A 25,480-nucleotide genomic window follows, 5' to 3' on the forward strand; every position below is an offset into this window, starting at 1 on the left:
TCGAACGATACCAAGATACATGGATCTGAGTGGGGTGGCGCGGCACGAGGCGACCGCCGTGGAGGGAGCGACGCGGCAGGCGGCGGTCGTCGCCCCCGTGCTGTTCCGGAACGGCGACCCGCATCTACTGTTCACGAAGCGGGCCGATCACCTCGGCGAGCATCCCGGGCAGATGAGCTTTCCCGGCGGCGGCCGCGAACCGAGCGACGCCGACCTCACGGCGACGGCGCTACGCGAGGCCCGGGAGGAGATCGGACTGCGCCCCGAGGAGGTCGAACTCGTCGGCCGACTGGACGACATCGAGACGAGCACGGACTACTCGGTCCGGCCGTTCGTCGGGCGCGTGCCGGACCGCGAATACGTCCCCGACGAGCGGGAAGTCGCCGAAATCGCGGTGCTGTCGGTCGCCGACCTGACGGACCTCGGCAACTACGAGTCCGAACACCGCGAACATCCGACGTACGGGCCGATTCGCGTCCACTTCTTCCGCGTCGAGGGGTACACGGTCTGGGGGGCGACCGGTCGGATGGTCGTCCAACTGCTGGAACTGACGACCGACTGGCGAGCGCCCGCCGAACCCGACCGGGTCGTCGACCCCGACGCCGACTACCCCGTATAACTCGCCTCCCCTTCCGGGCCGATTTCTCGTCCAAGCCAATATCTCGACCGGGCCGACTATTCTGTCTGCGTCGACTCGACGGTCGCCGCAGGCACGAGGGAAGAAAGAGTGGGAACTACCGACCGAACAGTCGCTTGAGGATGCTGCGCTCGCTCGGCCGTTCGGCAAGCAACACGGAGCAGTCGAGGTTGCTGAGCACGTCGAGATTGAGCGACCCGGCGACGAGCCGCGAGAGCAGGCCGCGCTCGGTCGCGCCGACGATAACGAGCGTGTGGTCAGCGGCCTCGCGAGCGATAGCGCCCTCGATGTCGCCGGAGTCGTCGACGATGAGTTCGGCGTCGCCGAGGTCGTGTTCGGCGGCCCACCGGTCGAGGAACTGCTGGCCCTTCTCGCGTTCGTCTTCGCCGTCGACGACGTGCAGCAAGCTCGCCTCGGAGCCGTCGGTCGTGCGAAGCTTCCGCGCGACTTCGGCGCTCAGGTCGGAGTCCGGTCCGCCCGCGGTCGGCAGGAGGACGCGCGAGGTGTCGAGGTCGCGGTCAGAGAGGATGAGGAAGTCGCAGGGGAGTTTGTTGGCCAGCTCGTCGAGCGGGCGCTCTGCGCGAGCGGCGCTCCAGAGCTCGTTGCCCCCCCAGCCCATCAGGACGAGGTCAGCGCGCGTGCGGGCGGCGATGGAGAATATCTCCTCGAAGGAGCGGTGCGAGACGACGGTCGACGTCTCGCAGCCGACGTCGTACCGCTCGACCGTCTCGCGGGCCTCCGCGAGTTGCGCTTCGGACTCCGCGGCGATTCGCTCGCGTTGGTTGCGCCCGTAGCCGCGGGCCGCCCGTCCCGGCATCTGGACGATGTGGACGAGGTGGACGGTCGCGGAGTCGTTCCGGCTGGCGAGTTTGCAGGCGAACTCCACGAGTCGCAACTCGGTGCGCGGGTTCGCGATGGGTACCATCAGCCGGTAGTCGTCGCCCTCGCCGAGCGCCGGGGCCGTGGCGGTGTTGATGAGCGGGACGTAGGAGCGCCCGACCAGTCCGCCGAACATCCACTCACGAATCGAGAGTTGGCGGTTCGCCCCCTCGAACCGGGCCGATTCGAGGCGATGCTCGCTCGTCTGGAAGTAGTTGACGACGGTCACCAGCGCGATACCGCCGATGGTGTTGCCGAGAAGTACCGGGAGGACGAACTGGGTGAAGCCGGTGAAGACGGCGAGTTCGCCGCCGAAGACGAGATACATCATCTCGGTGAAGGAGACGACTACGTGGAACAGGCCGCCGAGCGGGACCGAGAGAAACGCCATGTAGACGACGACGAGTCGGGATATCGTGTCGCGGGAGGCGTAGACGACCCAGACGACGCCGGCGACGATGAGTCCGGCGAAGATGGCTTTGAAGAACAGGTCCCACCACGGCGTCTGGAGACCGTGCTCGGAGATGTGCGTCGCCACCGTCGCCGCCTCCGGCGAGAAGACGCCGCTCCAGGTGAGCACCGCCGCGCCGATTGCGGCGCCGGCGAAGTTGCCCGTGAGGACGATGAGCCAGTGGCGTAACAGCGCCGGGACGCTGGCGAGGCGTTCGAGCGTCAGTGCGACCGGCGGGAGGGTGTTCTCCGTGTAGAGTTGGTAGCCGCCGATGATGATGTAGATGAAGCCGAGCGGGTAGAGCAGCGCGCTCAGAATCGGATCCTCGCCCGTCGCCGTCGACACGGAGACGTACAACAGAAACGTGATCGTGATGGCGAACCCCGCCGCGAGACCGCTGAAGAACAGTTCTCGTTTCCCCGAGGTTATCTCCTCGTCGGCCGCGGCGACGATTCGCTGGAACACTTCGTCGGAAGAAAAGCGGTCCCGCATGACCGCGCCGGCAGCAGGTGCGCCGCTCTTGGAACGGTCGACCGCCTCTCGCACCGAGTCCGTCCGGTCGGACCTCTCGGAGTCGGAGTCGTTCATTGTCGAATCGAACTGCCAGAACTACAAAGCGTTTAACCCTTAAAACCGCCGTCGACCGCAACTTCCGTGATACCCCGTGTCACGAAGTGACGCGGCGTCAATACTGACCGGAACGGAATCCTTTTCACTGCCACGGGGGTACTGCGGAGCACATGGTCGCACAGACGATGGATCGAGTTCCGCGACGATGAATCGACGTTTCTGAACAGCGGTCGCCCTGGAGTGAACCGATGAAAGCGCTCACCGACGAGTCTGTACTCTCGCACACTGGCATCGACGCCGTCGCACTGAAACCCGCCGAGTGCGACGTGCGCCGCGCCGCCGATCTCTCGGCGGCGACGGTCGCAATCGACTACGAAGGGGCCGACCACCTGCCCGAGACCGAGATTCTCGAAACGCTCGCCGAGACGGCCGACGTTCGACTCACGACGCCGGTCCGCGCCGACGGCTTCGACCCCCTCGGCGACGACTCACGCGTCGCCGACCTCCCAGAGAGCGTCGGCCGCGTCCTCGTCGCCGGCCACGCCGCCTACCTCTCCGAGGACGAGCGGCGCAGAGCGGTCGCCCCCCGACTGAAGGCGGCCCGCGAGACGGCCCCCAAGGCGTGGGTCGGCACCGAGGGCATCGAGCGCATCGCGCTCGCCGCCGGCGGAACGCAGTACGAACTGCTCTCGCGGACGACCGACCGCGACGTGCGGGCGCTGCGCGCCGCGGGCTACGACGGCGAGATCGCGCTGTACGCGCCGACCGTCCTCGCCGACGACGAGGACGAGATTCTCGACGCCGTCGGGGGCTACGTCGCCCGCCGCCGTCCCGTCGCGCGGGCGCTACCCGAGGGCTGCGAGACGGATTCGCGCGCGACGGGGCGCGCTAGAGAGGTCCTCTCGAAAGCCAGTCGCGACTACGCGCTCGTCGGCGCGCCCGAAACTGTTCGCGAGCGGGTCGCCGCGCTCGAATCGCTCGGCGTCGACACCGTCGTCGGCTACCCCGCCCGCGGCATCGGCGAGTTCCTGTAGTCGCCACCCTCGTTTCTCCGTTCACCCGCCGGACGAACTGCTAAGTGCGACGACCGTGAATTCGGGGCATGCAACCGCTCACCTCCGGGTTCCGCCGGCGCGTCGTCCACCGATTCTCGTACCACACATCGCACCGATTCTCGGAGGGGCGCCGCTGATGCGCGTCGCCGTCGTCGGCGGCGGCGCGGTCGGTCTCACCGCCGCGTACGACCTTGCGGCACGCGATATCGACGTGACGCTGTTCGAGCGCGGCGAGTACGACGCCGCGCGTTCCGACGCGTCGGCGACGCCCGCCGACGGCAGTTCGGCGCGCGCGGCGGGCGTCCTCTACGACGCCTACGCCGAGGATATCGACGCCGAAATCGGCGGGCGGGCGCTGGAGCGCTTCCGCGAGTTCTCCGGCGACGACGGCTTCGAGTTCCGACAGTGCCCGTACGTGATGGTCGCCCGCGAGGGTGATGAGGCGGCGGCCGACGCGATGGCGACAAGCGTCGAGCGGATGCGCGTCCACGGCCGGGAGGTGTCGGTCGTCGACCCGGAGGAACTCGGCGACCGCTTCCCGCTCCGGACAGACGACATGCTTGCGGCCGCCGTCGCCGAGAACGCGGGGTGGACGGATCCGGCGAGTTACGTCTCGGCGATGGCCGCGAAAGCCCGGCACGCGGGTGTGGCGTTCGAGACGGGGCGTTCCGTCGGCCTCAGCGTCGACCCGCCGGGCGTCGTCGACAGCGGCGGTCGGCGGACAGAACGACGCGACGACGGGGCGACGAGGGAGTTCGACGCCGTCCTCGTCGCCACCGGGGCACAGACGAAACGGCTGTTCGCGGAGGCTGGCGTCGCCGTTCCTATGAAGCCGTATCGCGTACAGGCGCTCACCGGGCGCGAGGCGTACGACGGCCCGATGGTGTACGACGCGACGGCGGGCGTCTACTTCCGCCCGCACCCGATCGGAGTGCTGGCGGGCGACGGCACCGTCCCGGTCGAAGCCAACCTGGACGAGTGGAACCGCGACGCCGACGACTGGTTCGTCGACGACATCCGGGCCGCACTGACCGAACGCGCCGACTACGACCTCGACGTGGCGCAGGCGTGGGCGGGACTCTGTGCGGCGACGCCCGACGGCGACCCGCTGCTCGGCGAACTGAGAGAGGGCGTGTTCGTCGCCGCCGGGTGGCAGGGTCACGGGTTCATGCGCGCGCCGGCGACCGGCGAGGCGATTGCGAAGCAGATACTCGGCGAAGACGGTGGAATTGCGTCGTTCGACCCGAGGCGCTTTTCGGGCGACGAGACGTTCGAGGTTCGAGAAGGGATGGCGCTCGACTGACGCGAGAGTCGAAGGACGGTCGGTTCAGTTACGGTTCTCGTCGTCTTCGTCCTCGTCGCGGGCTTCGGCCTGTTCGACGAACTCGTCGTCGATTTCGTCCATCGACTCGTCGGTCGGTTGACCCGCCGCCTCGGCGGGTTCGAGTCGCGCGTCGGGGTCTTCGGCCGCCGCCTCCTCGTCGAGCATCGACTCGGTGGAGGCCGTCGCGTCGGTCCCTGCGGCAGAGGCGTCGTCCTCGTCGTCGGTATCATCGGTGCCGGCGGCGTCGCTCTCGTCCGCCGACTGCGCGGTCGCCGCCTCCTTCGCCTCCTCCTCGGTCGGTTTCTCCTCGACGACGTTCGTCTCACCACCGGTCGCGCGGGCGTCGACGCCCGTGGCCGCCGTTTCTTCCTCGACGGCGACGTTCTTGCCCTCCTCGGCCTTCGGGATGTAGACGCGGAGCGTGCCGTGTTTCGTCACCGTCGCCGTTGCTGACTCGGCGTCGACGGTGGCGTCGTTTGGGAGTTTTGCCTTCCCGTCAAGCGAAAGACCGCGGCCGGGGAATCGCATCTCGTAGCCGTCGTGGAACTCGCGGAACCGGTCGATTCGGACCTGGACCTCGGTGTCAACGAAGCGGACCTGCACGTCGCTCTTGCTCGCACCGGCTGCGTCGAAGACGACGAGATAGCTGTCGTCGCTCTCGAGCAGGTCGTACGAGAGCGGTTTTCGTTCCTGGACGTGGCCGAATCCGCGGCCGACCCGTTCGACGACGGCGTTGGCCACCGACTCGCCGATTTCTCGCAGATCGTTCATAGTTCGATGGCATCGAGGCAGTCGGTCTGCTGGCAGTACGGACAGACAAAGTCACTGACGCCGACGTCGTTGGGCATGTCGTACGTGTAGTGGAGTTCGAACATGTCCATCTCACAGTCGGGACTGGTGCAGGCTACTTCGAGCGTCGCGGGCATGGTGACAGATAACAGTCCCATCCAAATAAACGCGCTGGGTCGAACAGACCGTCGGCGGCGCGATACGGACATAGGTTGTCTACGATACGACGCCGGTCGCGCGGGATACGGGCGCCGGTTATAAGGTCGCGGGCTAGTTTGGGTCAGCTAACTAAACACTGTATGAACGACGGGTATCAGCTTCCCGAGCGCGTGTACGGCGTCGTGTTCGACGCGCACGCCCGAGAGGCGGGGGAACGGAGTTGGTTCGTCGAAGCGAACGTGACGGAGCAGTCGTTGCGCATCGTCGACTGCGCCCCGGTAGCAGAGCGGTTCGGCGTCTCCCCATACCGACCCGACACCGTCGCCGCGCTCGTCTCGTTCGTCGCCGGTCTCGACGGCCGGTGCGCCGTCGGACTCGACTTCCCGTTCGGACTTCCGAAGGCGGTGGTCCCTGAGCGACGGTGGCGACGCTTCGTCGACCAACTCCCCGACTGGTTCTCCGGGCCCGAGGACATGGCCAAGCGCTGTCGAATGCACGCTCGCCTCGTCACCGACGGCGCGGAGTCGAGCGTGCTCCGCGCGACCGAGGAACCGCTGAGCGCCGTTGCCGCCTACGACGAGCGACTCTGTGCGGAGACGTTCTACGGCATCCGCGACCTGTTGCGACCGCTCGTGCTGACCGACACCGCGCGAATCGTCCCGATGCAACTGCCGCGCGAAGGCCGCCCGCTGGTCCTGGAGACGTACCCGGCCGGAACGCTCGACACGCTCCGGTATCGCGAGCGAGAAGAATCAGCCGACGACGCTCCGACGCCGGCGTTCGTGTTGGACAACCTCGCCGACCGAGCCGTCGAGTTGTCCTCGTCGGTTCGAGAACGCGTCCGCGACGGCGGCGACGGCGCCCTCGAAGCGGTCGTCGCCGCGTTCGCGACGTTCCGCAACGCCGTCGACCCCGCGAACCTCCGGATGACCGACGAGCTCCCGTCGGTCGAAGGCTACATCTACGTTTGAGCACCGAGGCGCAACGCCCGCCCGACCGCAGGAACGACTCCCGACTCCGGTAGTCGGCAGAGCACCGGAACCGCACCGTTTTACCCGTCGCCCGACAACCCGGGTCTATGACCGACCCCGCCGACCTCAGGGTGACGCTCGTCGACGGATACGTCGACGAACCGGCGCACTTCGGCGTGCCGCCGTACATCTCGACGTACCCGCGCTTCACCGCCGGTGCGATGGTCGACGCCGGGGTGCCCGAGGAGCAGATCACGTACCACACCATCGACGAACTCCGCGACGACAGGCGAAAGTGGGCCGACGTCGCCGACGCGGACCTGTTCGTCTACATCGGCGGGATGACCGTTCCCGGCAGCTACGTCGGTGGGACGCCCGCCGAACCCGACGAGGTGAAAGAACTCGCGTGGACCGCCGACGGGACAACGCTCATGGGCGGTCCCATCCGCTTCGGCGTCGGCGAGGAGAACGCGGGCGGCCAAGACATGGAACGGAAAGATCTCGACTACGACTTCGTCGCGAAGGGCGACGTCGAGGCGGCCGCCTACGACCTCGTCGACAGCGGCCTAGAGGGGTTCGGAAACCGGATGCGCGACAACGAGGAACTCGACCGCTGGGCCGCCAAGGGCGCGTTCGTCGTCGAACAGCATCCGAACCATCCGCACTATCTGATCTGCGAGATGGAGACCTCCCGCGGCTGCGCCTACCGCTGTTCATTCTGCACGGAGCCGCTCTACGGGAATCCGTCCTTCCGGACCGCCGACTCCGTCGTCAAGGAGGTCGGGAACCTCTACAACCGCGGGGCGCGACATTTCCGCCTCGGCCGCCAGGCCGACATCCTCGCGTTCGGCGGTGACGGCGAAGCGCCGAACCCGGACGCGCTCCGCCGACTCTACGGCGGCATCCGCGAGGTAGCTCCCGATCTGGGGACACTCCACCTCGACAACATGAACCCCATCACCATCGCGCGGTGGCCCGAGGAGTCCAGAGAGTGCATCCGCATTATCGCCGAGCACAACACGCCGGGCGATACTGCTGCATTCGGCCTCGAATCGGCCGACCCCGTCGTCCAGGAGGAGAACAACCTCAACGTGAGCGCCGACGAGTGCTTCGAGGCGGTGAAAATCGTCAACGAGGAGGGCGGGTGGCGACCCGGCGAAGACCCCGCGGACGCACCGACGTTCGGCGACGAAGCCGCGAGCCGCCTCCCCAAACTGCTCCCCGGCATCAACCTCCTGCACGGACTGATGGGCGAGCGCGAGGAAACGTTCGCGCACAATAAGCGGTTCCTCCATCGGGTGTACGACGAGGGGCTGATGGTCCGCCGCATCAACATCCGACAAGTGATGGCGTTCGACGGCACCGAGATGTCGTCGACCGGGTCGCAGATCGCGAAGGAGCACAAGAAACTGTTCAAGAAGTACAAACGGGAGGTCCGCGAGGAGATAGACCGGCCGATGCTCAAGCGCGTCGCGCCGCCCGGGACGGTGCTGGAGAACGTCCACCTCGAATACCATCAGGACGGCACGACGTTCGGCCGCCAACTCGGGACGTACCCCCTCCTCGTCGGCATCCCCGGCGAGCGCGAACTCGGCCGAACCGTCGACGCGGCCATCGTCGACTACGGCTACCGCTCGGTGACGGGCGTGCCGCACCCGCTCGACGTCAACACTGCGTCGATGGACGAACTCACCGCGATTCCCGGTCTCGGCAGGTCGAAAGCGGGCGACGTCATCGTCAACCGACCGTACGAGTCGGCGGACGACGTGGACGACGCCCTCGCGAAGTTCGTCAGCGTCGGCGACGGCGACGTGGGAAGCGCCGACTGATGGAGTCGAGCGTTCGCCGGGTCTCCGTCTCCGTCGCCACCCGCGCGCCGACCGGCGCGACGAACGCGTACCTCGTCGGCGACGACCCCGCAGTTCTGGTCGACCCCGCCGCGCGGACCAGCGCGCTCGACGCCTTCGTCGCCCAGGCGAACGTCAAGCACGTCGCCGTCACACACACCCACCCGGATCACGTGGGCGCGGTCGCCGACTACGCCGAGGAGACCGGCGCGACGGTGTGGGCGCGTCGCTGGCGCGAAGAGCGATTCGAACGAGCGACCGGCGTCGAACCTGACCGGACGTTCGCCGAGGGGACCGAGATAGCGACCGACGCCGGGCCGGTCACCGTCTTCGACGCGCCGGGCCACGCCGTCGACCACGTCGCGTTCGGTGTCGGCGAGGGACGCCAGCGGATTCTCTGCGGTGATTTGGCCGTCGTCGAGGGGAGCGTCGTCGTCGGCGCGCCCGAAGGCGACGTGCGCGCGTACCTGACAGCGCTCCGTCGATTGCGCGCGAAGCGTCCGGTGCGGCTCCTGCCGGGGCACGGACCGGAGATCGCCGACCCGAGCGCGACGCTCGAACGACTGATTCGGCACCGACTCGACAGGGAGCGAGCGGTAGAAACGGCGATTCGGGGCGGCGCATCGACTGTCGACGACGTGGTCAACGCGGCCTACGAGAAGGACCTCACTGGGGTCGAGGATCTCGCGAAGGCGACGGTGGCGGCCCACGTCGAGAAGCTGGCGCGCGCAGGGCGGGTCGGGTGGGACCCCGAAGGCGGGACGGTTCGGCCGGCGGACTGAGACCGACGCGACGCGAGGATCGCCGTATCGTCGGCGCTACGGAGATCGCGTTCGGATCTCAGCATCCGGTACGACCGACGTTGGCGGTGAGGGCCGCTCGGAGCGGTCACTCGGCGAACGGCTCGGGGAGTCGCCCGGAGTCGACGAACTCGGCGATCGCCTCCGCGAGCGAGACGAACGAAGACGGGTCGACCGGCTTCGAAAGGTACGCGCTCGCGCCGCGTTCGAGACTCGTGGCGCGGTCGTCTTCGGACTGTGAACTAGTCAGTACGACCACCGGAACCGATCGGAGTTTGGAGCGGGACTGCATCCTCTCGAGGACTTCGATACCGTTCAGCTTCGGCAGGTTCAGGTCCAATAGAACGACGTCCGGGTGCGACGCCGACTCGTAGCCGTCGCGTCGGAACAGAAAATCCAGCGCCTCCTCGCCGTCCGTGGCGACGTGGAACGTCTCGTCGATGTTGGTCTGGTCGAACCCCATTTCGAGTAGACGGACGTCGCCGAGGTTGTCCTCCACTAACAGTATCTCGAGCGTTCGGTCGTCTGCGTCGTGTGTCATGTGCGCGAAAGCGAAGTCGTCGTCAGTCTATCGTCGGCGGGAGCCGGCGGCGAGCGGTCACTCCGACTGGCCCTCCGTGTCGGCGCCGGGGAGCGTGAAGTAGAACGTCGACCCCTCGCCGGGGTCGGACTCGACCCAGATGCGGCCGCCGTGGTGGGCGAGGATCTTCTGACAGAGCGAGAGGCCGATTCCCGTCCCTTGGTACTCGTCGTTCGAGTGGAGCCGGTTGAAGACCTCGAATATCTGGTCGGCGTACGCCGGGTCGATGCCGATGCCGTTGTCCGCGACCGAGAACCGCCAGCCCTCGTCGACGCGTTCCGCCGTGACTTCCACGCGTGGCGTATCGTCGCCGCTGTACTTGATAGCGTTCGAGAGGAGGTTGCTGAACACCTGCTCGAGCTGGTTCGGGTCGCCGACGACCGCCGGAAGCGAGTCGGCGATGATCTCGGCGCCGCTCTCCTCGATCTTCAACTGGAGGTCGTTCGCGGCGTTCTCGAGGATGACGTCGGTCTCGACCCGTTGGAACGACGACTCCTGCATGTCGATCCGCGAGTACTCCAGCAGTCCTTCAACCATATCCCGCATGCGGTCGGAGCCTTCGACGGCGAACCCGATGTACTCGTTCGCCTCCTCGTCGAGCTCGTCACCGTACTGCAGTTCGAGGAGTTGAAGGTAGCTCGAGATCATCCGCAGCGGCTCCTGGAGGTCGTGGCTGGCGATGTAGGCGAACCGCTTCAGCCGCTCGTTCGACTCCTCGAGCTCCTCGACTTTCTCGCTCAGTTCCACCTTCGCGTTCGTCCGCTCCACGAGCGTGCGGAGCATCCGGTCGGCCTCCCGGTTCGGCTGGTCGGGTTCGAAGAACTCGCTCGGCGGCGTGTAGTAGAAGTTGTGACAGACGGTGTTCTGGTAGATGAGATGCGGGTGCGTGCGGATGATGTCGCAGATGACGTCCGACGGCACTGCGTTCAGATCGTACTGACAGAGCGCGGTGGCGGGCTCCTCGTCGAAGAGAGTGTTCACCTTGCTCTCGTACTCCATAAACTTCGAGATCGTCGTGTCGTTGTGGAGAATCCACGACGTTTCGGCGGTCACGCGCAGGGCCGTGTACTCCGCGGTCGTCTCCTCGATGAAGGAGGCGTAGAAATCGATCATGTCGTCGGGGTCGAACGACCCGGTCCGGAGGTACGTCTCGCCGATCGTGTAGAACTCCAGAGCGCCGGATTCGAGGGCCGCCTCGACGTCGATATCGTAGTCGCGCATCGCCTCGACGACTGTCTCCGTCGAGACCTCGTCGACGACGTAGATGCACCGTTCGTCCTGTTCGAGACCCTGGCGGATGAACGGCACCGTCACGGAGAGCTGGTCGTCAAGACTCTCGTAGAAGAGCGCGATGTGTTCGTTGAGCGCCTGTCCGTCGAGCGGTTCGACGGGGCCGCGGAACTCGGGGCTTGACCGCAGCGCGTCGAGTCCGTTCACCAACCCGAACGACTCGGGGCGGGAGTCCTCATCCGGAATCGAACTCGACCACTCGCCGGTGTTCGCCTCGTTACTCATTGATTCATCCAATCGCAGCACCCCTATTAATTCACCGGTAGTGTACGTCGGTTCGCCGACGAGCCCCGATGTCGTTTTCACCCTCCAACCCTGATCCGTGCTCGTGCAATCGCTCGAAGCAGAACTCGAACGCGCGACCGACCTCGACACCGACGAGTTAGCCGACGCTATCGAGTCGATCGGCTTCGAGTGCACGCGCTGCGGAGCCTGTTGTAAAGGGTACACCGCCGAGGACGGCGACGAGGAACCGCACACGGCGACCGTGTTTCCCGACGAAATTCGGGAGCTCAACGCGAAGACCCCGAAAGAGTACGACCACCGAAGCGACGATGTCACTTCGAGCCCCCGCTCGGTCCCCTCGCGGGAATGGCGCGACGTCGCCCGGCCGATGCCGTACGGACTCGCCCAGAGCGAAGACGGCGACGCGGAGGGCGAAACGTTCGAGTGGGCGCTACAGACCGACGCCTGCGGCGACTGCACGTTCTACGAGGAAGACGAGAACGGCACGGGCGCGTGTTCAGTCCACGAGAACCGCCCGATCATCTGTCGGACGTATCCGTTCTCCGTCGACCTCGGCGGGACGACCCAGCCGATGGGCGAGGCCGTCGACGGCGAGGGGATGGTCCGCGCCCACGAGTGCGAAGGGCTCGGCCGCGACATCGCTCGCGAGGACGCCGAGGAACTCGCAGCGGCGCTCAAGGCGCGCGCCGTCCGGGAACTCGAGGAGGCGATAGGCGTTCGAGACAACTATGCGCCGACGGAGCGAGCGTCTGGCGAGGTCGTCGTCCACGACTCCGAAGGGGCGAAACGACCGGACGGGACGCCGCGCTGAACCGGCCGCTCAGAGGCGCTCGCGTATCAGGAGTCGGAACAGTGTTGGCGGCGGTACATCTTTAACGACGGACACCGACCCACACGGTGGAGGCCTCTCCCTTGGAAATCTCAGATAAACTCCTGTGTCTGTTCAGCGCGGAAGTGCGCAGCGACGGCGACTCTTACACGGTCGAAATCCCGCGTCGGGAGGTCGAAACCGGATCTATCGAGGCGGGCGAGACGTACCGCGTCGCGCTCATCTCCCGCGAGGCGAACTCCGGCGCGTCGACCGGAGAGTCGGCGTCGGCGACCGACGCCGACGAACCGCAACCGCCGGTCGAAATCGGCGAACTGCGTTACGTCGAAATCGAAGATATCGGCAAGCAGGGCGACGGCATCGCCCGCGTCGAGCGCGGCTACGTCATCATCGTCCCGGACGCGGACGTCGGTGAACGGGTGAAGATAGAGATCACTGAAGTGAAATCGAACTTCGCCGTCGGCGAAGTCATCGAAGACGAGTTCTGATCCGTCGGGCGCTCCCGATACGGGAGTCGCTACACGACTTCCGCGTTCCAGTACGACACCGACGCGAGCTTCTCGCCGAGCGCATTGTTTCGAATTGTCTCGTCTAACTCCCGGAGTTCTCCGGCGATACCGTTGGGGATCTTCCGGTAGAGACCGTACGGGAGGATGAAGTCGTGCGACTCGTCGGCCAAGCGGAGACCCGCGCCTTCGAGTAGGCGCTCGACGTCCTCGCGCGAGTAGAGGTGCGACCCCATCGGCAACAGCCAGTTGTAGACGACGCGCGTGCTGAAACTGTTGAACGTGTCGAAAAACACCTGTTCTTTGGAGACGCGACACATTTCCGCGAGGAACTTCGCGGGGGTGTCCGCGAGGTGGAAAAATCGCATCGCCATTACGGCGTCGAAATGGTCGTCGGGAAACGGCAGTCGGGCGGCGTCGCCGCGGATGAACTCGATGCGGTCGCCGACGCCCGCGCTCCGCGCTTTCTGTCGGCCCTGCGCCATCATCGCCGCCGAGATGTCGAGTCCGACGACGTTGGCTCCGCGTTCGGCGAGCGCGACGGTGAAACGACCGGTTCCGCACGCGATTTCGAGCACGTTCTTCTCTTCGACCGGTCCGAGCGCCGACAGCACCGCCTTCTTCTCGCGGCGGTCGATGAGTCTCCCGCCCTTCGAGAACCGCTTCGAGTCGTACTCGCGGGCTACGTCGTCGGCCTGGTACCACTCCTGTCCTTTCACGCTACTTCCGACTGCACACCGAAACACCAAAACCGTACTGGATGACAGGTCGGAATCCGCGAACTGTGCCTTATGCTCGCACGCGACATAGATCCGGTATGGCCACCTGTAGACACTGCCACGCCGACAATCCGCCCGAGGAGTTGGTTCGTCACGAGCTCCCGGGGCTGACGCTGGTGCACTGTCCGAACTGCGAGGCGTTCATGGGTCGCTACCGGCGACACGGCGATGCGCCGCGGACCGACCACTTCCGCGGCTGAACGTCGACGACCGGCTCAGCCGCTGGTGACGACGTGGTCGACGGGGATGCGCACGATGACGCGCGGGCCGGACTCGTCGCCGAGGTGGGGGTACTCGTCGACGTCCATATACTTCTTCGCGAGTTTGTTGATGTGGTCGACGGCCCCTTCTTCGGTGAGCGTCGCCTCCCCGCGCACCGAGATGTAGCGGTACGGGTCCTCGGGATCGAGCACCGAGACGCTCACGTTCGGGTTCTGTTTGATGTTCTTCTCCTTACGACGACCGCGGGCGGTGTTTATCAGGATCGCCTCTCTGTCGTCGTGGTCGACCCAGACCGGCGTCACCTGCGGCGTTCCGTCGGGCAGTATCGTGGCGACGTGGGCGAACGACTCCTTCTCCAGAATGTCGACGTGCGACGATGGAATCACGCTCGAACCATCGGCGTGTGGCGTCAAAACCCTTCTCAAAGGGGTGACATATATATTGATATTAGGAACTAATACTGTCTGGATACGTATGCCGCATATGTAGCCAAGCTTTACCACGGACCGAGGGAAGAAGTCGGTATGAGCACCACGACCGCAGAGACCAACCAGCAAGACCGCCTCTCGAACACCGAATTTCGCGACCGCCTTCGTGAACTTCCGCCGAGCGCTAAACTCGTCGCCAAGGTTCTGGAGGGTGACGCGCCACTGTCGCAGGGGCAACTCGCCGAGGAATCGCTGCTCCCCGACCGGACCGTCCGCTACGCGCTGAACCGCCTCGAAGAGTCCGACCTCGTGGGGTCGCGCTACAGCTTCAAGGACGCTCGCAAGCAGGTGTACTTCCTCAACACGTAAGCGACCGACAGCGACCGACTACCCCGAACAGTTCTCCGCCGACGTGACTCCGCCGACGTAACTCTGCCCAGGGGCGTCACACGTTCTCCGCTCCCGACCATATCGGCTCCGACCGTCCTCGAACACCGTCGTTGACGAGCGCCGTATCGACGTACGCTGTCGCCGATATCTATCGGCCACGTCACGCGTTCAGACGAGAACGCGCTCGTCCGACTTCTTGCGTGGCAGTGACTGACATCTCTCGCAGTTGGATGGTAACGAAATTTAAGTACTTCGTCGCATACTGAGGGGTATGGAACTCTCGGTCGTCGTCCCGACGCTCAACAGTCGGGACCAACTCGCCGCCAGCCTCGACGCGCTGGCGGCGGCCGCGCCGGACGCAGAGGTGATCGTCGTCAACGGTCCCTCGGCGGACGGGACGACCGGGATGGTCCGCGACCGAGACGACGTGGACGTGCTCGTCGAAGTGTCGGCGCGGACGCTGAACGTCGCCCGCAACGCGGGCATCGAAGTCGCCTCCGGCGACGCCGTCGCCTTCGTCGGTCAAGACCTGCTCGTCGAGGAGACGTGGCGCGACGCCGTCGTCGAGGGACTGGCCGAGGCCGACGCGGTCACCGGCCCGACCCACCGAACGCTACGCGCGGGAATGACGACCGAGACGCCGGAACACCGTCGAATCCGTGACCGCGAGGTGACGTACTTTAGCGGCGGCAACGTCGCCTTCCGGAGCGAGACGCTGACCAAACTGGACGGCTTCGACGAATACCTCGAAACCGGCGGCGCGCGCGACGCGGCCCACCGCCTCGCCGGACTCGGCGGCACCGTCTCGTGGCAGGCCGACGCGTGCGTCCGCCGCGAGTACGAGACGGAAGCCGACGGCGGGACCGACCGTCGAGACCTCTACTGGAAGTACCGCGCGCTGGCGTACCGCCTCGCGAAGAACTACGGTCTCCGCCCAACCACCGTCCGACGAACGATATCGCACGCGGGCAGCGACGCGTACGCCGCCGCCCGCGACGTGGCCCGCGGCGAGGCGACGCCGACCGGATGGGTCGGCAACGGCCGAGACGTCGTCGTCGGCATCTCGATGGGTGCGTCCGACGGGTTGGTCGCCCGCGCCCGCGACCGCTCGATCACCCGCAACCCCCACGGCGTCTCCAAGCGCGCTGACCGCGCCGTCGCACGATACGACTGGCGGTGAGCCGAGTAAAACGAGACGAATCTCGACACGGGTGAAGCGAGTGTCGGCGGTAAGTCGAGCGAAGCGAGACGAGTTTCGTCGCTCACTGCCCTCGCCTCTCTCGCTGGCTTCACATCATCGCAGCGGAACGTACCGTTTGAAATAATACACGGTCGTCTACTATCTATAATTATTTTCTCAAGTAATTAAGCCAATACGTTTGTAATACTGTGTTTGTAATATGTAACACTGATAGATAGCATGAGCGCACGAGCTAGCGACGGGTCGGGATTCGGCGACTACGACCGATTCGTCTACGTGACCGCAGCTCTGGCGGCGTTGAACGGACTCCTGTTCGGCTTCGATACAGGCATCATCTCCGGGGCGTTTCTCTACATCGAGCGCTCGTTCCAGATGACGACGCTGTTCGGGGTACGGCTCGGGACGGCGTGGGTCGAGGGACTGGTCGTGAGCGGGGCGCTCGTCGGTGCCGTCGCGGGCGCGGCCGTCGGCGGTCGCCTCGCGGACCGAATCGGCCGCCGTCGACTCATCCTCGTCGGAGCGGTGGTGTTCTTCGTCGGGTCGCTCCTGATGGCCGTCGCACCGACGGTCGAGATACTGGTCATCGGGCGTATCATCGACGGCCTCGCCATCGGCTTCGCCTCGATGGTCGGGCCGCTGTACATCTCCGAGATATCCCCGCCGAAGATTCGCGGGTCGCTCGTCTCGCTGAACCAGTTGGCGGTGACCAGCGGCATCCTCGTCTCGTACTTCGTCAACTACGCGTTCGCCGACTCCGGGGCGTGGCGCGTCATGCTCGGCGCCGGGATGGTTCCCGCCGTGGTTCTCGGCGTCGGGATGCTGTTCATGCCCGAGAGTCCCCGGTGGCTCGTCGAACAGGGTAGAGAAGACGACGCCCGAGAGGTGCTGTCGAAGACGCGCGACGAGACGACGGTGTCCGAGGAGATCGCCGAGATAAAGGAGACCGTCGCCGTCGAGTCCAACAACCTCCGCGAACTGCTCGAACCGTGGGTCCGCCCGATGCTCGTCGTCGGTATCGGACTCGCGGCGTTCCAGCAGGTGACCGGCATCAACACGGTCATCTACTATGCGCCGACCATCCTCTCGTCGACCGGGTTCGGCGACTCAGCGTCCATCCTCGCGACGGTCGGCATCGGCGTCGTCAACGTCGTGATGACCGTCGTCGCTATCTCGCTCATCGACCGGGTCGGCCGTCGACCCCTCCTGCTCGTCGGTCTCGGCGGGATGTCGCTGACGCTCGTCGTATTGGGCGCGGTGTTCTACCTCCCGGGTCTTTCCGGAATTCTGGGGTGGGTGGCGACGGGGAGCCTGATGCTCTACGTCGCCTTCTTCGCCATCGGTCTCGGCCCGGTGTTCTGGCTGCTCATCTCCGAAATCTACCCGCTGTCGGTCCGCGGGTCGGCGGCGGGCGTGGCGACGGTCGTCAACTGGGCAGCGAACCTCGCCGTCGCGCTCACGTTCCTGCAGGTCGTCGAGCTGCTGGGGCAGAGCGGAACGTTCTGGCTCTACGCGGCGCTGAGTCTCGCCGGACTCGCGTTCTGTTACTTCCTCGTACCGGAGACGAAAGGTCGTTCGCTGGAGGAGATCGAGGCCGACTTCCGCGAGAGCGCGGTCGGCAGCAACGCGGTGACCACGACCGGCGACGGGACGCCCGAGGACGACTGACGGCGTCGGTCGAGACGCCGCCGCCCCCGCACTCTGAGCGTCACTCTCCGCCGGGTGCGAGCGACGGAACGACGCGGGCGGGATTCTTCGAGAACGCGCGGATCATCGCGTCCTCGGAGACGTCGAGCGTCAGCAGTTCCATGACCGCGACGTTCGGGTGGACCGTCGGCGCGCCGCTGCCGAACAGAATCCGGTCGGGGTGTTCGAGCAGTCCGCGTTCGAGCAGCGAGCGGTATCGGACGGCGCTGGTGTCGAGATACAGTTGGTCGTAGTCGTCCAGGAGTTCGAGCGCCGCTTCCATCCGAGCGAAGTCGAGCGGAAAGCCGCCGAAACTCGTCAGCACGACGGGAAACGACCGCCGGAGAACCGTCTCGGCGGCTGTCGACGGCGCGAACGCCGCGGAACCGTGGACGAGCACCGGCAATCCCACGTCGTCGAGCACGTCGAGCACGTCCTCGTCGGGGAGTCCGTCCGTCGACGGGTCGAGGACGAACCCGTGGAATCGGTCGTCGTAGCTGTACTGTTCGACGTCGCCCGGCGAACTGTGGTGGTCCCGACGCGACGCCGCGAGGTTGCGGAGTTTCGCCCCCGTCGTCGGCGTCGGGTCGCGCGGCCCGTTGAGGCGGGCGAACGCCGAGAACGGGCGGTCGACGCTCAGTCGCGCGACGGCGTTGTTCGCCCGGAGGTAGCTCTCGTCGCCGGGGCGGCGTCCCGCGGCCACGACGGCGTGGACGACGCCCGCCTGGTGCATCTCCCGTTCGAGGCGCTCGGGCGAGACGTCACGTCCGCGCGTCGCGACGTCGCTCGCGTCGGGGTCGAGACGCGTGTGTACGTCGACGACGCGAAATCCGTGCTCCAGTTCCAGCATCGTGCGTCCGGTTTTCTCCCGACGTTATTAGCGTTGCGAGCACCCGACGGCGAAACACTATGGTAGTCGACGGCATAATACCGTCTACGGCGCGTGAAGACGCGCGAAGTGTGTGGCGAACGAGGTAGTGACGGAGAGAGAGAGACGCGACAGGCGAATCAACAAGGAATCAATCGCGAGCGACGACGAGAGAATGTCTTACGAAACGACAGATACGAAACCGACGAGCAAACCCGTGCTGCGGGACGGGGCCAGAGTACAGTACTTCTCGTACGACCCGACGAGCGACGAGTGGGTGACCGTCGCCGTCGTGGACGCGGTAGCGGCGGCGAAGTACGCGGATTTGAACGATCTTCCGCCGTTGTACGAAAGCGGCGTCGACCCGGACGCGTTAGAGGAACTGTTCGACGGCGAAACCCCCTGGTCGTTTGCCTTCTCGTACGCCGGTCGGTCCGTTCTCATAGAGGGCGACGGAACGGTCTGCGTCGAGGATCCGACGAACTGACGCTCCCCGGACGACTTTCTGCGTGACACTATCTGACAGAGCGCCGTCTCCGCAGCCGTTTTTCGACCAGATCTGCGAAAATTATATATAGAACTGCAAACCATGGACCTGCTGAGGTTCACCACCATGGCATCACGCATGCAGCAACCGATGTTTATTCTGGCAGAGGGCAACGAGCGAACGCACGGACAGGCGGCCCAGGACTCGAACATTCGAGCGGGGAAAGCCGTCGCCAACGCCGTCCGAACGACGCTCGGGCCGCGCGGCATGGACAAGATGCTCGTCGACTCCTCGGGCGACGTCGTCATCACCAACGATGGGGCGACGATTCTCAAGGAGATGGACATCGAACATCCCGCCGCGCAGATGATCGTCGAAGTGTCCCAGACCCAGGAGGACGAAGTCGGCGACGGCACAACGACGGCCGCCGTCCTGACCGGTGAGCTGCTCGCGCAGGCCGAGGATCTCCTCGAGGCCGACCTCCACCCGACGGTCATCGTCGAGGGCTACCACGAGGCCGCCCGTCTCGCTCAGGAGGCCATCGACGCCGAACTGCTCGACATCGACCTCGATGACGAGATTCTCGAACAGGTCGCCGAGTCTTCGATGACCGGCAAGGGCACCGGCGACGTGACCGCCGACGTACTGGCCAAGCAGGTCGTCAAGGCGGTGCGACAGGTCGCGAACGGCGAGCGCATCGACCGCGACGACATCCACGTCCACACCAAGACGGGCGCGAGTTCCAGCGCGACCGAACTTGTCGAGGGTGTCGTCATCGACAAGGAACCCGTCAGCGAGAACATGCCCCGGACGGTCGAGGACGCCACCGCTGTCGTCCTCGACATGAAACTCGACGTACGCAAAGCCGAGGCCGACACCGAGTACAACATCACGAACGTCGACCAGCTCAACGCGGCCATCGAAGCGGAGGACTCCGAACTCCGCGGCTACGCGAAAACCCTCAAGGACGCCGGCGTCGACGTCGTGTTCTGCACGAAATCTATCGACGACCGCGTCGCGGGCTACCTCGCCGACGCGGGCATCCTCGCGTTCAAGAGCGTGAAGAAGTCCGACGCCAAAGCGCTCGCCCGCGCGACCGGCGCGAAGCGTCTCGGCTCGCTGTCGGACCTCGACGAGGGCGACTTCGGTCACACCGAGCGCGTCAGTGTGAAGAAGTACAGCGACGACGAACTCACCTTCATCGAAGGCGGCGAGGCGTCGAAGGCCGTCACGCTGTTCCTCCGCGGCGGCACCGAGCACGTCGTCGACGAACTCGAACGCGCGATGAACGACGCTGTCGACGTGGTCATCGCCGCGCTCGACAAGGGTGGCGTCGTCCCCGGCGCGGGCGCGACCGAGATCGCCATCGCCGACTACATCCGCTCGGAGTCGGCAGGCATCGAGGGTCGCAAGCAACTGGCCGTCACCGCCTTCGCCGACGCCGTCGACAGCCTCCCGCGCACGCTCGCGGAGAACACCGGGATGGACTCCATCGACGCGCTCGTCGACCTCCGCGCTGCCCACGAGAAAGAGGGCCGCGCCGGAATCATCTCCTCGGGGCGCGCCGGCGTAATCGGCGACCCTGTCGAACACGGCATCATCGACCCCGCCGCGGTCAAGCGCGAGGCCGTCGAGTCCGCCACCGAGGCCGCGACGATGATCGTCCGCATCGACGACGTCATCGCCGCCGAGTAAGCCGACCAACCGCGACTTTTTCGGATTCGGCTCGCACATCCGCAAACATATTTCTCGGAGACGGGCGTCTCTCGCTCATGTCCGAAGAACCGGGTGAATCGCGCGAGCCGCAGGTCGTCCGTGCGACCGACGACTGGACCGGAGAGAGTGACGACGGGAGTCGGTGGAAGCGACTCGGGCGACTGGCGGATGGCGACCGCCTCGGCTGCACGCTCGAAGAACTGCTCCCGGGCCACGACCCGCTCCCGTACCATTACCACACTGCCAACGAGGAGGCAATGTACGTTCTCGACGGCTGCGGAACGCTTCGAACGCCAGCGGGCAAGTTCGATATCGGCGCAGGTGACTACGTCTCGTTCCCCGTCGGCGAGGAGGGCGCGCACACCGTCGAGAACGCGTCGGACGTGCCCTTCAGATACCTCGTCGTCTCGACGATGGTCGACCCGGACGTGGTCGTCTACCCCGACGAGGGGACGCTGTGCGTAAACGTGGGTGCAGCACCCGGTCGAGCCCGTGGGGAGTTCACCCTGAGACGTTCGTTTTCGTTGAGCGACGGCTCAGACGTGTAGCTAATTCGCCTCTCTCATCATCGGCTCACACCCGCTGTCAGCGCGACGGGGCGACGACGGCGACTCACACCCTCGGCAGCGACCAGTCGCGCCGAAGCGCAACGAGTCGGACAACGAGGACGAACGCGGCGCACGCGACGGCCGCGAAATCAGCGGACGCACCGCCCGTCACGAGCGCCCAGAACACGACACCGCCGAGAAGCGCGGGCGTCGCGTAGAAATCCTCGCGGAGCACTATCGGCACTCTGGTCAACAGCAGGTCGGCTAGACTCCCGCCGCCGACAGCGGTCAGCGTCGCGAGTACGACGACGCCGTACGGCGACAGGCCTGCCTCGAATCCGACGAGCGCGCCGGTCGCCGCGAACGCGGCCAGGCCGACCGCGTCGGGCAACTGTACCGCCGCGTGGTCGCGGAGTCGTCCCGACACCAGAGAGGAGAGCGCGACCGCGAGGCCGACCCCCACGAACGCGACGCTCATCTCGGTGATCGACTGGAGCGACTCGGGCGTCCGGCCCACGAGCACGTCGCGCATCGTCCCGCCGCCGAGCGCCGTCAACACGCCGAGAACTGTGACGCCGAAGAAGTCGAGATCCGCGTCGGCGGCTTTCAGCGACCCGACGACGGCGAAGGCGACGAGGCCGACGAGATTCATCGCGGTGAACGCGTCAATCATCGAACCCGAGTCGAACCTCGTCGCCGACCGCGACGCCGAACGCGTCGTCGCCGCGACCGCGGTTGACCGCCAGTTCTGCGTTTCCGTGACTTCCGACCGTCAGCAGACGCTCGCCGGGATCGACCGCGGCGAACGACGCGCCGACGGGGACGCGCTCGCCGTCGACGGTCGCGGCGTCTCGGCCGTCGAGAAGGGCGCCGGGGAGGTTGGTGACGGCGTTACCGAAGTCGTCGACGACGAGGATTTCACCCGTCGCGCCGCCGTCTCGAACGTTGGGGTCGGGGAACCGGAGGTCGACGTACTCGTCGGTCGGTGAGACGGTGTCGAGCGTCTCGACGGCGTCGACGCCGACTTCGTGCACGGCGGCGGCGGCGGGCGCGAACACGTCCCGGCCGTGGAACGTCGCGGAGTCAGGGTTCTCGTAGGCGTAGTCGAACACCTCGACGGCGACTTCGTCGGCCCCCGCCCGGTTCCGCTGCCGTTCGGCGAGTCGTCGCGTCGCCGGGAGCAATAGACCGTTGTCCGGGCCGACGAGCGCGTGATCGCCCGCGCGGACGACGACGGCGGCGCGGTCGGTGCCGACACCGGGGTCGACGACGGCGAGGTGGACCGACGGCGGAAAGTACGGCAGCACCTCGCGGAGCCAGAAGGCGGCCGTCCGCACGTCCTGTCTCGGAAAGTCGTGTGCGACGTCGACGAGACGGGCGTCGCTCTCCGCGAGGATGACCCCTTTCATCGCGGCGGGGTAGGGCGTGCCGAAATCGGAGGCGAGCGTGATCATCTCACTCGGGGTCGGTGTTGTCGTCGCCGTTGGCGTCGGAGTCGCTGACGCGCTGGATGCGTTCGATACCGTTGATCTCGTCGACGACGTCGACGACCGCCGGCGGGACGAGATGTTGCCAGTCGTCGTCCTCTATCATCCGCTGGCGGAGTTCCGTCCCTTCGAGCACTTCGCGCCGGAACATCGGCGACTGGCGCACCTCGACGCCCGCCTCGTCGAACAGTTGGACGACGAGCGGGTTGTTCGAGTACGCGACGTCGAAACTCGGCGACATGCTCTGGACGTGGCTCACCCAGACGGAGTTGCGCTCGAGGTCCTCGATGGGGACGACGTAGGTGGTGATGTCGAAGTCGGCGAGCGACTTCGTCAGCATCAGCACGCGCTCGCCCGCGGTGAACGGGTTGCGCGGACTGTGCGAGTCGCCCGCGCTCCCGATGCCGAGGACGAGTTCGTCCACCTCGGCTGCGATCTCTTCGACCATGTGGTGGTGACCGTTGTGGTATGGCTGGAACCGCCCAATGTAGAACCCCCGCATAGTCGAACTGTACTGTCGCATTATTTATAAACACGGCGAGTCGCCCTAACTGCCGAAAACGGCCTCGAGACGCCTATAAGGTGGCAGACTGGTTCGAACAGCAACAGGCGCTCGGGGAGAAAGTATATCAAGCGAGCGACCCTCCGGACAGGTAGCGACACAGTTCTATGAGCAACGACATGGACAAAGACGACAGCCTCCCGGAACAGGGGGCAGACGAGTCCGCGCCGGCGTCCGAAGAGGACGTCTCCGACCCCGTCAGCGACGGGACCGACGAGCGGACCATCGACGACCTCGGCAGTGAAGTCGAAGTGTCAGCCGAGGTGGCCGACGACGTCGACGACGACGACCTCCTCGGCGGCCTCAAAATCGGGTCGACCGAGGATATCGAGGTCCCCGACCGCCTCGTCGACCAAGTCATCGGACAGGAACACGCTCGTGACGTCATCCTGAAAGCGGCCAAGCAGCGCCGTCACGTCATGATGATCGGCTCTCCGGGCACTGGGAAGTCGATGTTGGCGAAGGCGATGAGTGAACTCTTGCCGAAGGAGGAACTCCAGGACGTTCTCGTCTACCACAACCCCGACGACGGCAACGAACCGAAGGTCCGGACCGTCCCCGCCGGGAAAGGCGAACAGATCGTCGAGGCCCACAAAGAGGAAGCCAGGAAGCGCAACCAGATGCGCTCGTTCCTCATGTGGATCATCATCGCGGTGGTCGTGGGCTACTCGCTTATCATCGCCCAGCAGGTGCTTCTAGGTATCCTCGCGGCCGGTATCATCTTCCTCGCGTTCCGCTACGGTTCCCGCGGCAGCGACGCGATGATTCCGAACCTCCTCGTGAACAACGCAGACACGTCGACGGCCCCCTTCGAGGACTCCACCGGCGCGCACGCCGGTGCACTGCTCGGCGACGTCCGCCACGACCCGTTCCAGTCTGGCGGGATGGAGACGCCGAGTCACGACCGCGTCGAAGCGGGCGCGATTCACAAGGCGAACAAAGGCGTGCTGTTCATCGACGAGATAAACACGCTCGACATCCGCAGCCAGCAGCACCTGATGACGGCGATTCAGGAGCGTGAGTTCTCCATCACCGGCCAGTCCGAGCGCTCCTCGGGCGCAATGGTCCAGACGGAACCGGTCCCGACGGACTTCGTGATGGTCGCGGCGGGGAACCTCGACGCGATGGAGAACATGCACCCGGCGCTTCGCTCCCGCATCAAGGGGTACGGCTACGAGGTGTACATGGACGACACCATCGAGGACACCCCCGAGATGCGCCGCAAGTACGCGCGCTTCGTCGCCCAGGAGGTCGCCAAAGACGGTCGCCTCCCCTCGTTCGACGACGAGGCCATTGAGGAGATAATTCTCGAAGCGCGCCGCCGCGCGGGTCGAAAAGGCCACCTCACGCTCGAACTGCGCAACCTCGGCGGGTTGGTCCGAGTCGCGGGCGACATGGCCCGCGCCGAGGACGCCGAGTTCACCACGCGCGAGCACGTGCTCCAAGCGAAAGGGCGCTCCCGCAGCATCGAACAACAGCTCGCGGACGACTTCATCCAGCGGCGCAAGGATTACGAGCTCTCGGTCAGCGAGGGGTACGTTGTCGGTCGCGTCAACGGACTCGCGGTTATGGGCGAGGACTCCGGTATCGTTCTCCCCGTGATGGCCGAGGTTACGCCCTCGCAGGGCCCCGGCACGGTCATCGCGACCGGGCAGCTCAAGGAGATGGCACAGGAGGCGGTCGACAACGTCTCGGCCATCATCAAGAAGTTCTCCGACGAGAACATCTCCGAGAAGGACATCCACATCCAGTTCGTCCAGGCCGGACAGGGCGGCGTCGACGGCGACTCCGCTTCGATCACCGTCGCGGCCGCCGTCATCAGCGCGCTGGAGAACGTCGGCGTCGACCAGTCGCTGGCGATGACCGGGTCGCTGTCGGTCCGCGGCGACGTGCTCCCGGTCGGCGGAGTCACCCACAAGATAGAGGCCGCAGCCAAGGCGGGTATGGACCGCGTCATCATCCCCGCGGCGAACGAGCAGGACGTGATGATAGAGGACGAGTACAAGGAGATGATCGAGATCATCCCCGTCAGCCACATCAGCGAAGTACTCGACGTGGCGCTCGAAGGCGAACCCGAGAAAGATTCGCTCGTCGCCCGCCTCAAGAGCATCACCGGCTCCGCGTTCGAGAAGCAGGGTACTCCGAACCCCTCGAACCCCAGCCCGCAGTAGCGTAG

General features: G+C 66.0%; 27 protein-coding genes. 16 read left to right on the top strand and 11 right to left on the bottom strand.

All coding sequences use genetic code 11. The features are described 5' to 3' along the window. The first annotated feature begins 19 nt into the window (after positions 1-19). Entirely contained in the window at positions 20-619 is a 600-nt protein-coding gene (locus tag LAQ58_RS11030; RefSeq protein ID WP_224447515.1) for an NUDIX hydrolase, read from the top strand. Between the two features lie 115 nt (positions 620-734). On the opposite strand, the gene LAQ58_RS11035 is transcribed toward LAQ58_RS11030, so the two are convergent. Then, entirely contained in the window at positions 735-2,555 is a 1,821-nt protein-coding gene (locus tag LAQ58_RS11035) for a formate/nitrite transporter family protein (protein ID WP_224447516.1), read from the bottom strand. Between the two features lie 230 nt (positions 2,556-2,785). Between LAQ58_RS11035 and LAQ58_RS11040 the strand changes: the two genes are divergently transcribed. Next, positions 2,786-3,571, top strand: a complete 786-nt coding sequence (locus LAQ58_RS11040) for a DUF7388 family protein (RefSeq protein WP_224447517.1) — start codon at positions 2,786-2,788, stop codon at positions 3,569-3,571. 157 nt (positions 3,572-3,728) lie between these two features. After that, positions 3,729-4,895, top strand: coding sequence for an NAD(P)/FAD-dependent oxidoreductase (locus LAQ58_RS11045; protein WP_224447518.1), 1,167 nt, complete (start codon positions 3,729-3,731; stop codon positions 4,893-4,895). A 24-nt stretch (positions 4,896-4,919) separates the two neighbouring features. On the opposite strand, the gene LAQ58_RS19100 is transcribed toward LAQ58_RS11045, so the two are convergent. Both LAQ58_RS19100 and LAQ58_RS11055 read right to left on the bottom strand, forming a co-directional pair. After that, positions 4,920-5,687 carry an Hsp20/alpha crystallin family protein gene (locus LAQ58_RS19100; protein WP_425490649.1) on the bottom strand — a complete coding sequence of 256 codons (768 nt, stop codon included), beginning with the start codon at positions 5,685-5,687 and terminating at the stop codon, positions 4,920-4,922. Continuing rightward, positions 5,684-5,842 carry a DUF7559 family protein gene (locus LAQ58_RS11055; protein WP_224447519.1) on the bottom strand — a complete coding sequence of 53 codons (159 nt, stop codon included), beginning with the start codon at positions 5,840-5,842 and terminating at the stop codon, positions 5,684-5,686. Before LAQ58_RS11055 ends, LAQ58_RS19100 begins: the two co-directional genes overlap by 4 nt. A gap of 162 nt (positions 5,843-6,004) precedes the next feature. Between LAQ58_RS11055 and LAQ58_RS11060 the strand changes: the two genes are divergently transcribed. From LAQ58_RS11060 to LAQ58_RS11070, 3 genes are all read left to right on the top strand, one after another. Next, entirely contained in the window at positions 6,005-6,835 is an 831-nt protein-coding gene (locus tag LAQ58_RS11060) for a DUF429 domain-containing protein (RefSeq protein WP_224447520.1), read from the top strand. 107 nt (positions 6,836-6,942) lie between these two features. Continuing rightward, complete coding sequence (locus LAQ58_RS11065) at positions 6,943-8,664, top strand: radical SAM protein (RefSeq protein ID WP_224447521.1); 1,722 nt, start codon at positions 6,943-6,945, stop codon at positions 8,662-8,664. Beyond that, the gene (locus LAQ58_RS11070) at positions 8,664-9,464 is read left to right on the top strand and encodes an MBL fold metallo-hydrolase (protein WP_224447522.1); all 801 of its coding nucleotides are present in this window, start codon (positions 8,664-8,666) and stop codon (positions 9,462-9,464) included. Before LAQ58_RS11065 ends, LAQ58_RS11070 begins: the two co-directional genes overlap by 1 nt. A 106-nt stretch (positions 9,465-9,570) precedes the next feature. Here the strand turns inward: LAQ58_RS11070 and LAQ58_RS11075 are convergent, their stop codons facing one another. After that, the gene (locus tag LAQ58_RS11075) at positions 9,571-10,023 is read right to left on the bottom strand and encodes a response regulator (RefSeq protein ID WP_224447523.1); all 453 of its coding nucleotides are present in this window, start codon (positions 10,021-10,023) and stop codon (positions 9,571-9,573) included. Positions 10,024-10,080: 57 nt separating this feature from the next. After that, positions 10,081-11,577 (bottom strand): sensor histidine kinase, encoded by a 1,497-nt coding sequence (locus tag LAQ58_RS11080; RefSeq protein WP_224447524.1) that lies wholly within the window; start codon positions 11,575-11,577, stop codon positions 10,081-10,083. A 103-nt stretch (positions 11,578-11,680) separates the two neighbouring features. Between LAQ58_RS11080 and LAQ58_RS11085 the strand changes: the two genes are divergently transcribed. Beyond that, entirely contained in the window at positions 11,681-12,409 is a 729-nt protein-coding gene (locus LAQ58_RS11085) for a YkgJ family cysteine cluster protein (protein ID WP_224447525.1), read from the top strand. A gap of 101 nt (positions 12,410-12,510) precedes the next feature. Then, the gene (locus tag LAQ58_RS11090) at positions 12,511-12,915 is read left to right on the top strand and encodes a TRAM domain-containing protein (RefSeq protein WP_224447526.1); all 405 of its coding nucleotides are present in this window, start codon (positions 12,511-12,513) and stop codon (positions 12,913-12,915) included. A gap of 29 nt (positions 12,916-12,944) precedes the next feature. Here the strand turns inward: LAQ58_RS11090 and LAQ58_RS11095 are convergent, their stop codons facing one another. Further along, positions 12,945-13,652 (bottom strand): class I SAM-dependent methyltransferase, encoded by a 708-nt coding sequence (locus tag LAQ58_RS11095; protein ID WP_224447527.1) that lies wholly within the window; start codon positions 13,650-13,652, stop codon positions 12,945-12,947. Between the two features lie 98 nt (positions 13,653-13,750). Here LAQ58_RS11095 and LAQ58_RS11100 point away from each other — a divergent pair, with 98 nt between their 5' ends. Beyond that, a complete protein-coding gene (locus LAQ58_RS11100) occupies positions 13,751-13,912 on the top strand; it encodes a hypothetical protein (protein ID WP_224447528.1) in 162 nt (53 codons plus the stop codon). A gap of 15 nt (positions 13,913-13,927) precedes the next feature. Here the strand turns inward: LAQ58_RS11100 and LAQ58_RS11105 are convergent, their stop codons facing one another. After that, on the bottom strand, positions 13,928-14,320 hold the full coding sequence (locus tag LAQ58_RS11105; RefSeq protein ID WP_224447529.1) for a PPOX class F420-dependent oxidoreductase: 393 nt from the start codon (positions 14,318-14,320) through the stop codon (positions 13,928-13,930). A 138-nt stretch (positions 14,321-14,458) separates the two neighbouring features. Here LAQ58_RS11105 and LAQ58_RS11110 point away from each other — a divergent pair, with 138 nt between their 5' ends. The 3 genes from LAQ58_RS11110 (at position 14,459) to LAQ58_RS11120 (ending at position 17,618) form a co-directional block, all read left to right on the top strand. Next, positions 14,459-14,731: a MarR family transcriptional regulator gene (locus tag LAQ58_RS11110; RefSeq protein ID WP_224447530.1), complete on the top strand. Its 273-nt coding sequence runs from the start codon at positions 14,459-14,461 to the stop codon at positions 14,729-14,731. Positions 14,732-15,023: 292 nt separating this feature from the next. Then, positions 15,024-15,932: a glycosyltransferase family 2 protein gene (locus LAQ58_RS11115; RefSeq protein WP_224447531.1), complete on the top strand. Its 909-nt coding sequence runs from the start codon at positions 15,024-15,026 to the stop codon at positions 15,930-15,932. A 240-nt stretch (positions 15,933-16,172) separates the two neighbouring features. Then, entirely contained in the window at positions 16,173-17,618 is a 1,446-nt protein-coding gene (locus LAQ58_RS11120; protein WP_224447532.1) for a sugar porter family MFS transporter, read from the top strand. Between the two features lie 40 nt (positions 17,619-17,658). Here the strand turns inward: LAQ58_RS11120 and LAQ58_RS11125 are convergent, their stop codons facing one another. Further along, positions 17,659-18,486: an amidohydrolase family protein gene (locus LAQ58_RS11125; RefSeq protein ID WP_224447533.1), complete on the bottom strand. Its 828-nt coding sequence runs from the start codon at positions 18,484-18,486 to the stop codon at positions 17,659-17,661. A 193-nt stretch (positions 18,487-18,679) separates the two neighbouring features. On the opposite strand from LAQ58_RS11125, the gene LAQ58_RS11130 reads away from it, so the two are divergent. The 3 genes from LAQ58_RS11130 (at position 18,680) to LAQ58_RS11140 (ending at position 21,255) form a co-directional block, all read left to right on the top strand. Continuing rightward, on the top strand, positions 18,680-18,991 hold the full coding sequence (locus LAQ58_RS11130) for a HalOD1 output domain-containing protein (protein WP_224447534.1): 312 nt from the start codon (positions 18,680-18,682) through the stop codon (positions 18,989-18,991). A 138-nt stretch (positions 18,992-19,129) separates the two neighbouring features. Further along, positions 19,130-20,686: a thermosome subunit alpha gene (gene thsA, locus LAQ58_RS11135; protein ID WP_224450162.1), complete on the top strand. Its 1,557-nt coding sequence runs from the start codon at positions 19,130-19,132 to the stop codon at positions 20,684-20,686. A 77-nt stretch (positions 20,687-20,763) separates the two neighbouring features. After that, the gene (locus LAQ58_RS11140; RefSeq protein ID WP_224447535.1) at positions 20,764-21,255 is read left to right on the top strand and encodes a cupin domain-containing protein; all 492 of its coding nucleotides are present in this window, start codon (positions 20,764-20,766) and stop codon (positions 21,253-21,255) included. 64 nt (positions 21,256-21,319) lie between these two features. Here LAQ58_RS11140 and LAQ58_RS11145 read toward each other — a convergent pair whose 3' ends face one another. From LAQ58_RS11145 to LAQ58_RS11155, 3 genes are read right to left on the bottom strand one after another with little or no spacing between them, the layout of a single operon-like run. Beyond that, entirely contained in the window at positions 21,320-21,928 is a 609-nt protein-coding gene (locus LAQ58_RS11145; RefSeq protein ID WP_224447536.1) for a trimeric intracellular cation channel family protein, read from the bottom strand. After that, positions 21,921-22,709, bottom strand: coding sequence for an SAM hydrolase/SAM-dependent halogenase family protein (locus LAQ58_RS11150; RefSeq protein WP_224447537.1), 789 nt, complete (start codon positions 22,707-22,709; stop codon positions 21,921-21,923). The genes LAQ58_RS11145 and LAQ58_RS11150 overlap by 8 nt, the downstream gene beginning before the upstream one ends. Before the next feature lies 1 nt (position 22,710). Beyond that, positions 22,711-23,244, bottom strand: a complete 534-nt coding sequence (locus tag LAQ58_RS11155; protein ID WP_224450163.1) for a nicotinamide-nucleotide adenylyltransferase — start codon at positions 23,242-23,244, stop codon at positions 22,711-22,713. A gap of 167 nt (positions 23,245-23,411) precedes the next feature. Between LAQ58_RS11155 and lonB the strand changes: the two genes are divergently transcribed. Continuing rightward, on the top strand, positions 23,412-25,475 hold the full coding sequence (lonB, locus tag LAQ58_RS11160) for an ATP-dependent protease LonB (protein WP_224447538.1): 2,064 nt from the start codon (positions 23,412-23,414) through the stop codon (positions 25,473-25,475). Positions 25,476-25,480 lie beyond the last annotated feature (5 nt).

Source organism: Haloprofundus salilacus (assembly GCF_020150815.1).
GTDB lineage: Archaea > Halobacteriota > Halobacteria > Halobacteriales > Haloferacaceae > Haloprofundus > Haloprofundus salilacus.

Coding starts and splice junctions, on each gene's coding strand:
- LAQ58_RS11120 (WP_224447532.1), top strand. CDS start 16,173: ATGAGCGCACGAGCTAGCGACGGGTCGGGATTCGGCGACTACGACCGA.
- LAQ58_RS11140 (WP_224447535.1), top strand. CDS start 20,764: ATGTCCGAAGAACCGGGTGAATCGCGCGAGCCGCAGGTCGTCCGTGCG.
- LAQ58_RS11060 (WP_224447520.1), top strand. CDS start 6,005: ATGAACGACGGGTATCAGCTTCCCGAGCGCGTGTACGGCGTCGTGTTC.
- LAQ58_RS11045 (WP_224447518.1), top strand. CDS start 3,729: ATGCGCGTCGCCGTCGTCGGCGGCGGCGCGGTCGGTCTCACCGCCGCG.
- LAQ58_RS11065 (WP_224447521.1), top strand. CDS start 6,943: ATGACCGACCCCGCCGACCTCAGGGTGACGCTCGTCGACGGATACGTC.
- LAQ58_RS11030 (WP_224447515.1), top strand. CDS start 20: ATGGATCTGAGTGGGGTGGCGCGGCACGAGGCGACCGCCGTGGAGGGA.
- LAQ58_RS11155 (WP_224450163.1), bottom strand. CDS start 23,244: ATGCGGGGGTTCTACATTGGGCGGTTCCAGCCATACCACAACGGTCAC.
- LAQ58_RS11125 (WP_224447533.1), bottom strand. CDS start 18,486: ATGCTGGAACTGGAGCACGGATTTCGCGTCGTCGACGTACACACGCGT.
- LAQ58_RS11070 (WP_224447522.1), top strand. CDS start 8,664: ATGGAGTCGAGCGTTCGCCGGGTCTCCGTCTCCGTCGCCACCCGCGCG.
- LAQ58_RS11145 (WP_224447536.1), bottom strand. CDS start 21,928: ATGATTGACGCGTTCACCGCGATGAATCTCGTCGGCCTCGTCGCCTTC.
- thsA (WP_224450162.1), top strand. CDS start 19,130: ATGCAGCAACCGATGTTTATTCTGGCAGAGGGCAACGAGCGAACGCAC.
- LAQ58_RS11080 (WP_224447524.1), bottom strand. CDS start 11,577: ATGAGTAACGAGGCGAACACCGGCGAGTGGTCGAGTTCGATTCCGGAT.
- LAQ58_RS11040 (WP_224447517.1), top strand. CDS start 2,786: ATGAAAGCGCTCACCGACGAGTCTGTACTCTCGCACACTGGCATCGAC.
- LAQ58_RS11075 (WP_224447523.1), bottom strand. CDS start 10,023: ATGACACACGACGCAGACGACCGAACGCTCGAGATACTGTTAGTGGAG.
- LAQ58_RS11055 (WP_224447519.1), bottom strand. CDS start 5,842: ATGCCCGCGACGCTCGAAGTAGCCTGCACCAGTCCCGACTGTGAGATG.
- LAQ58_RS11110 (WP_224447530.1), top strand. CDS start 14,459: ATGAGCACCACGACCGCAGAGACCAACCAGCAAGACCGCCTCTCGAAC.
- LAQ58_RS11115 (WP_224447531.1), top strand. CDS start 15,024: ATGGAACTCTCGGTCGTCGTCCCGACGCTCAACAGTCGGGACCAACTC.
- LAQ58_RS11100 (WP_224447528.1), top strand. CDS start 13,751: ATGGCCACCTGTAGACACTGCCACGCCGACAATCCGCCCGAGGAGTTG.
- LAQ58_RS11150 (WP_224447537.1), bottom strand. CDS start 22,709: ATGATCACGCTCGCCTCCGATTTCGGCACGCCCTACCCCGCCGCGATG.
- LAQ58_RS11130 (WP_224447534.1), top strand. CDS start 18,680: ATGTCTTACGAAACGACAGATACGAAACCGACGAGCAAACCCGTGCTG.
- LAQ58_RS19100 (WP_425490649.1), bottom strand. CDS start 5,687: ATGAACGATCTGCGAGAAATCGGCGAGTCGGTGGCCAACGCCGTCGTC.
- LAQ58_RS11035 (WP_224447516.1), bottom strand. CDS start 2,555: ATGAACGACTCCGACTCCGAGAGGTCCGACCGGACGGACTCGGTGCGA.
- lonB (WP_224447538.1), top strand. CDS start 23,412: ATGAGCAACGACATGGACAAAGACGACAGCCTCCCGGAACAGGGGGCA.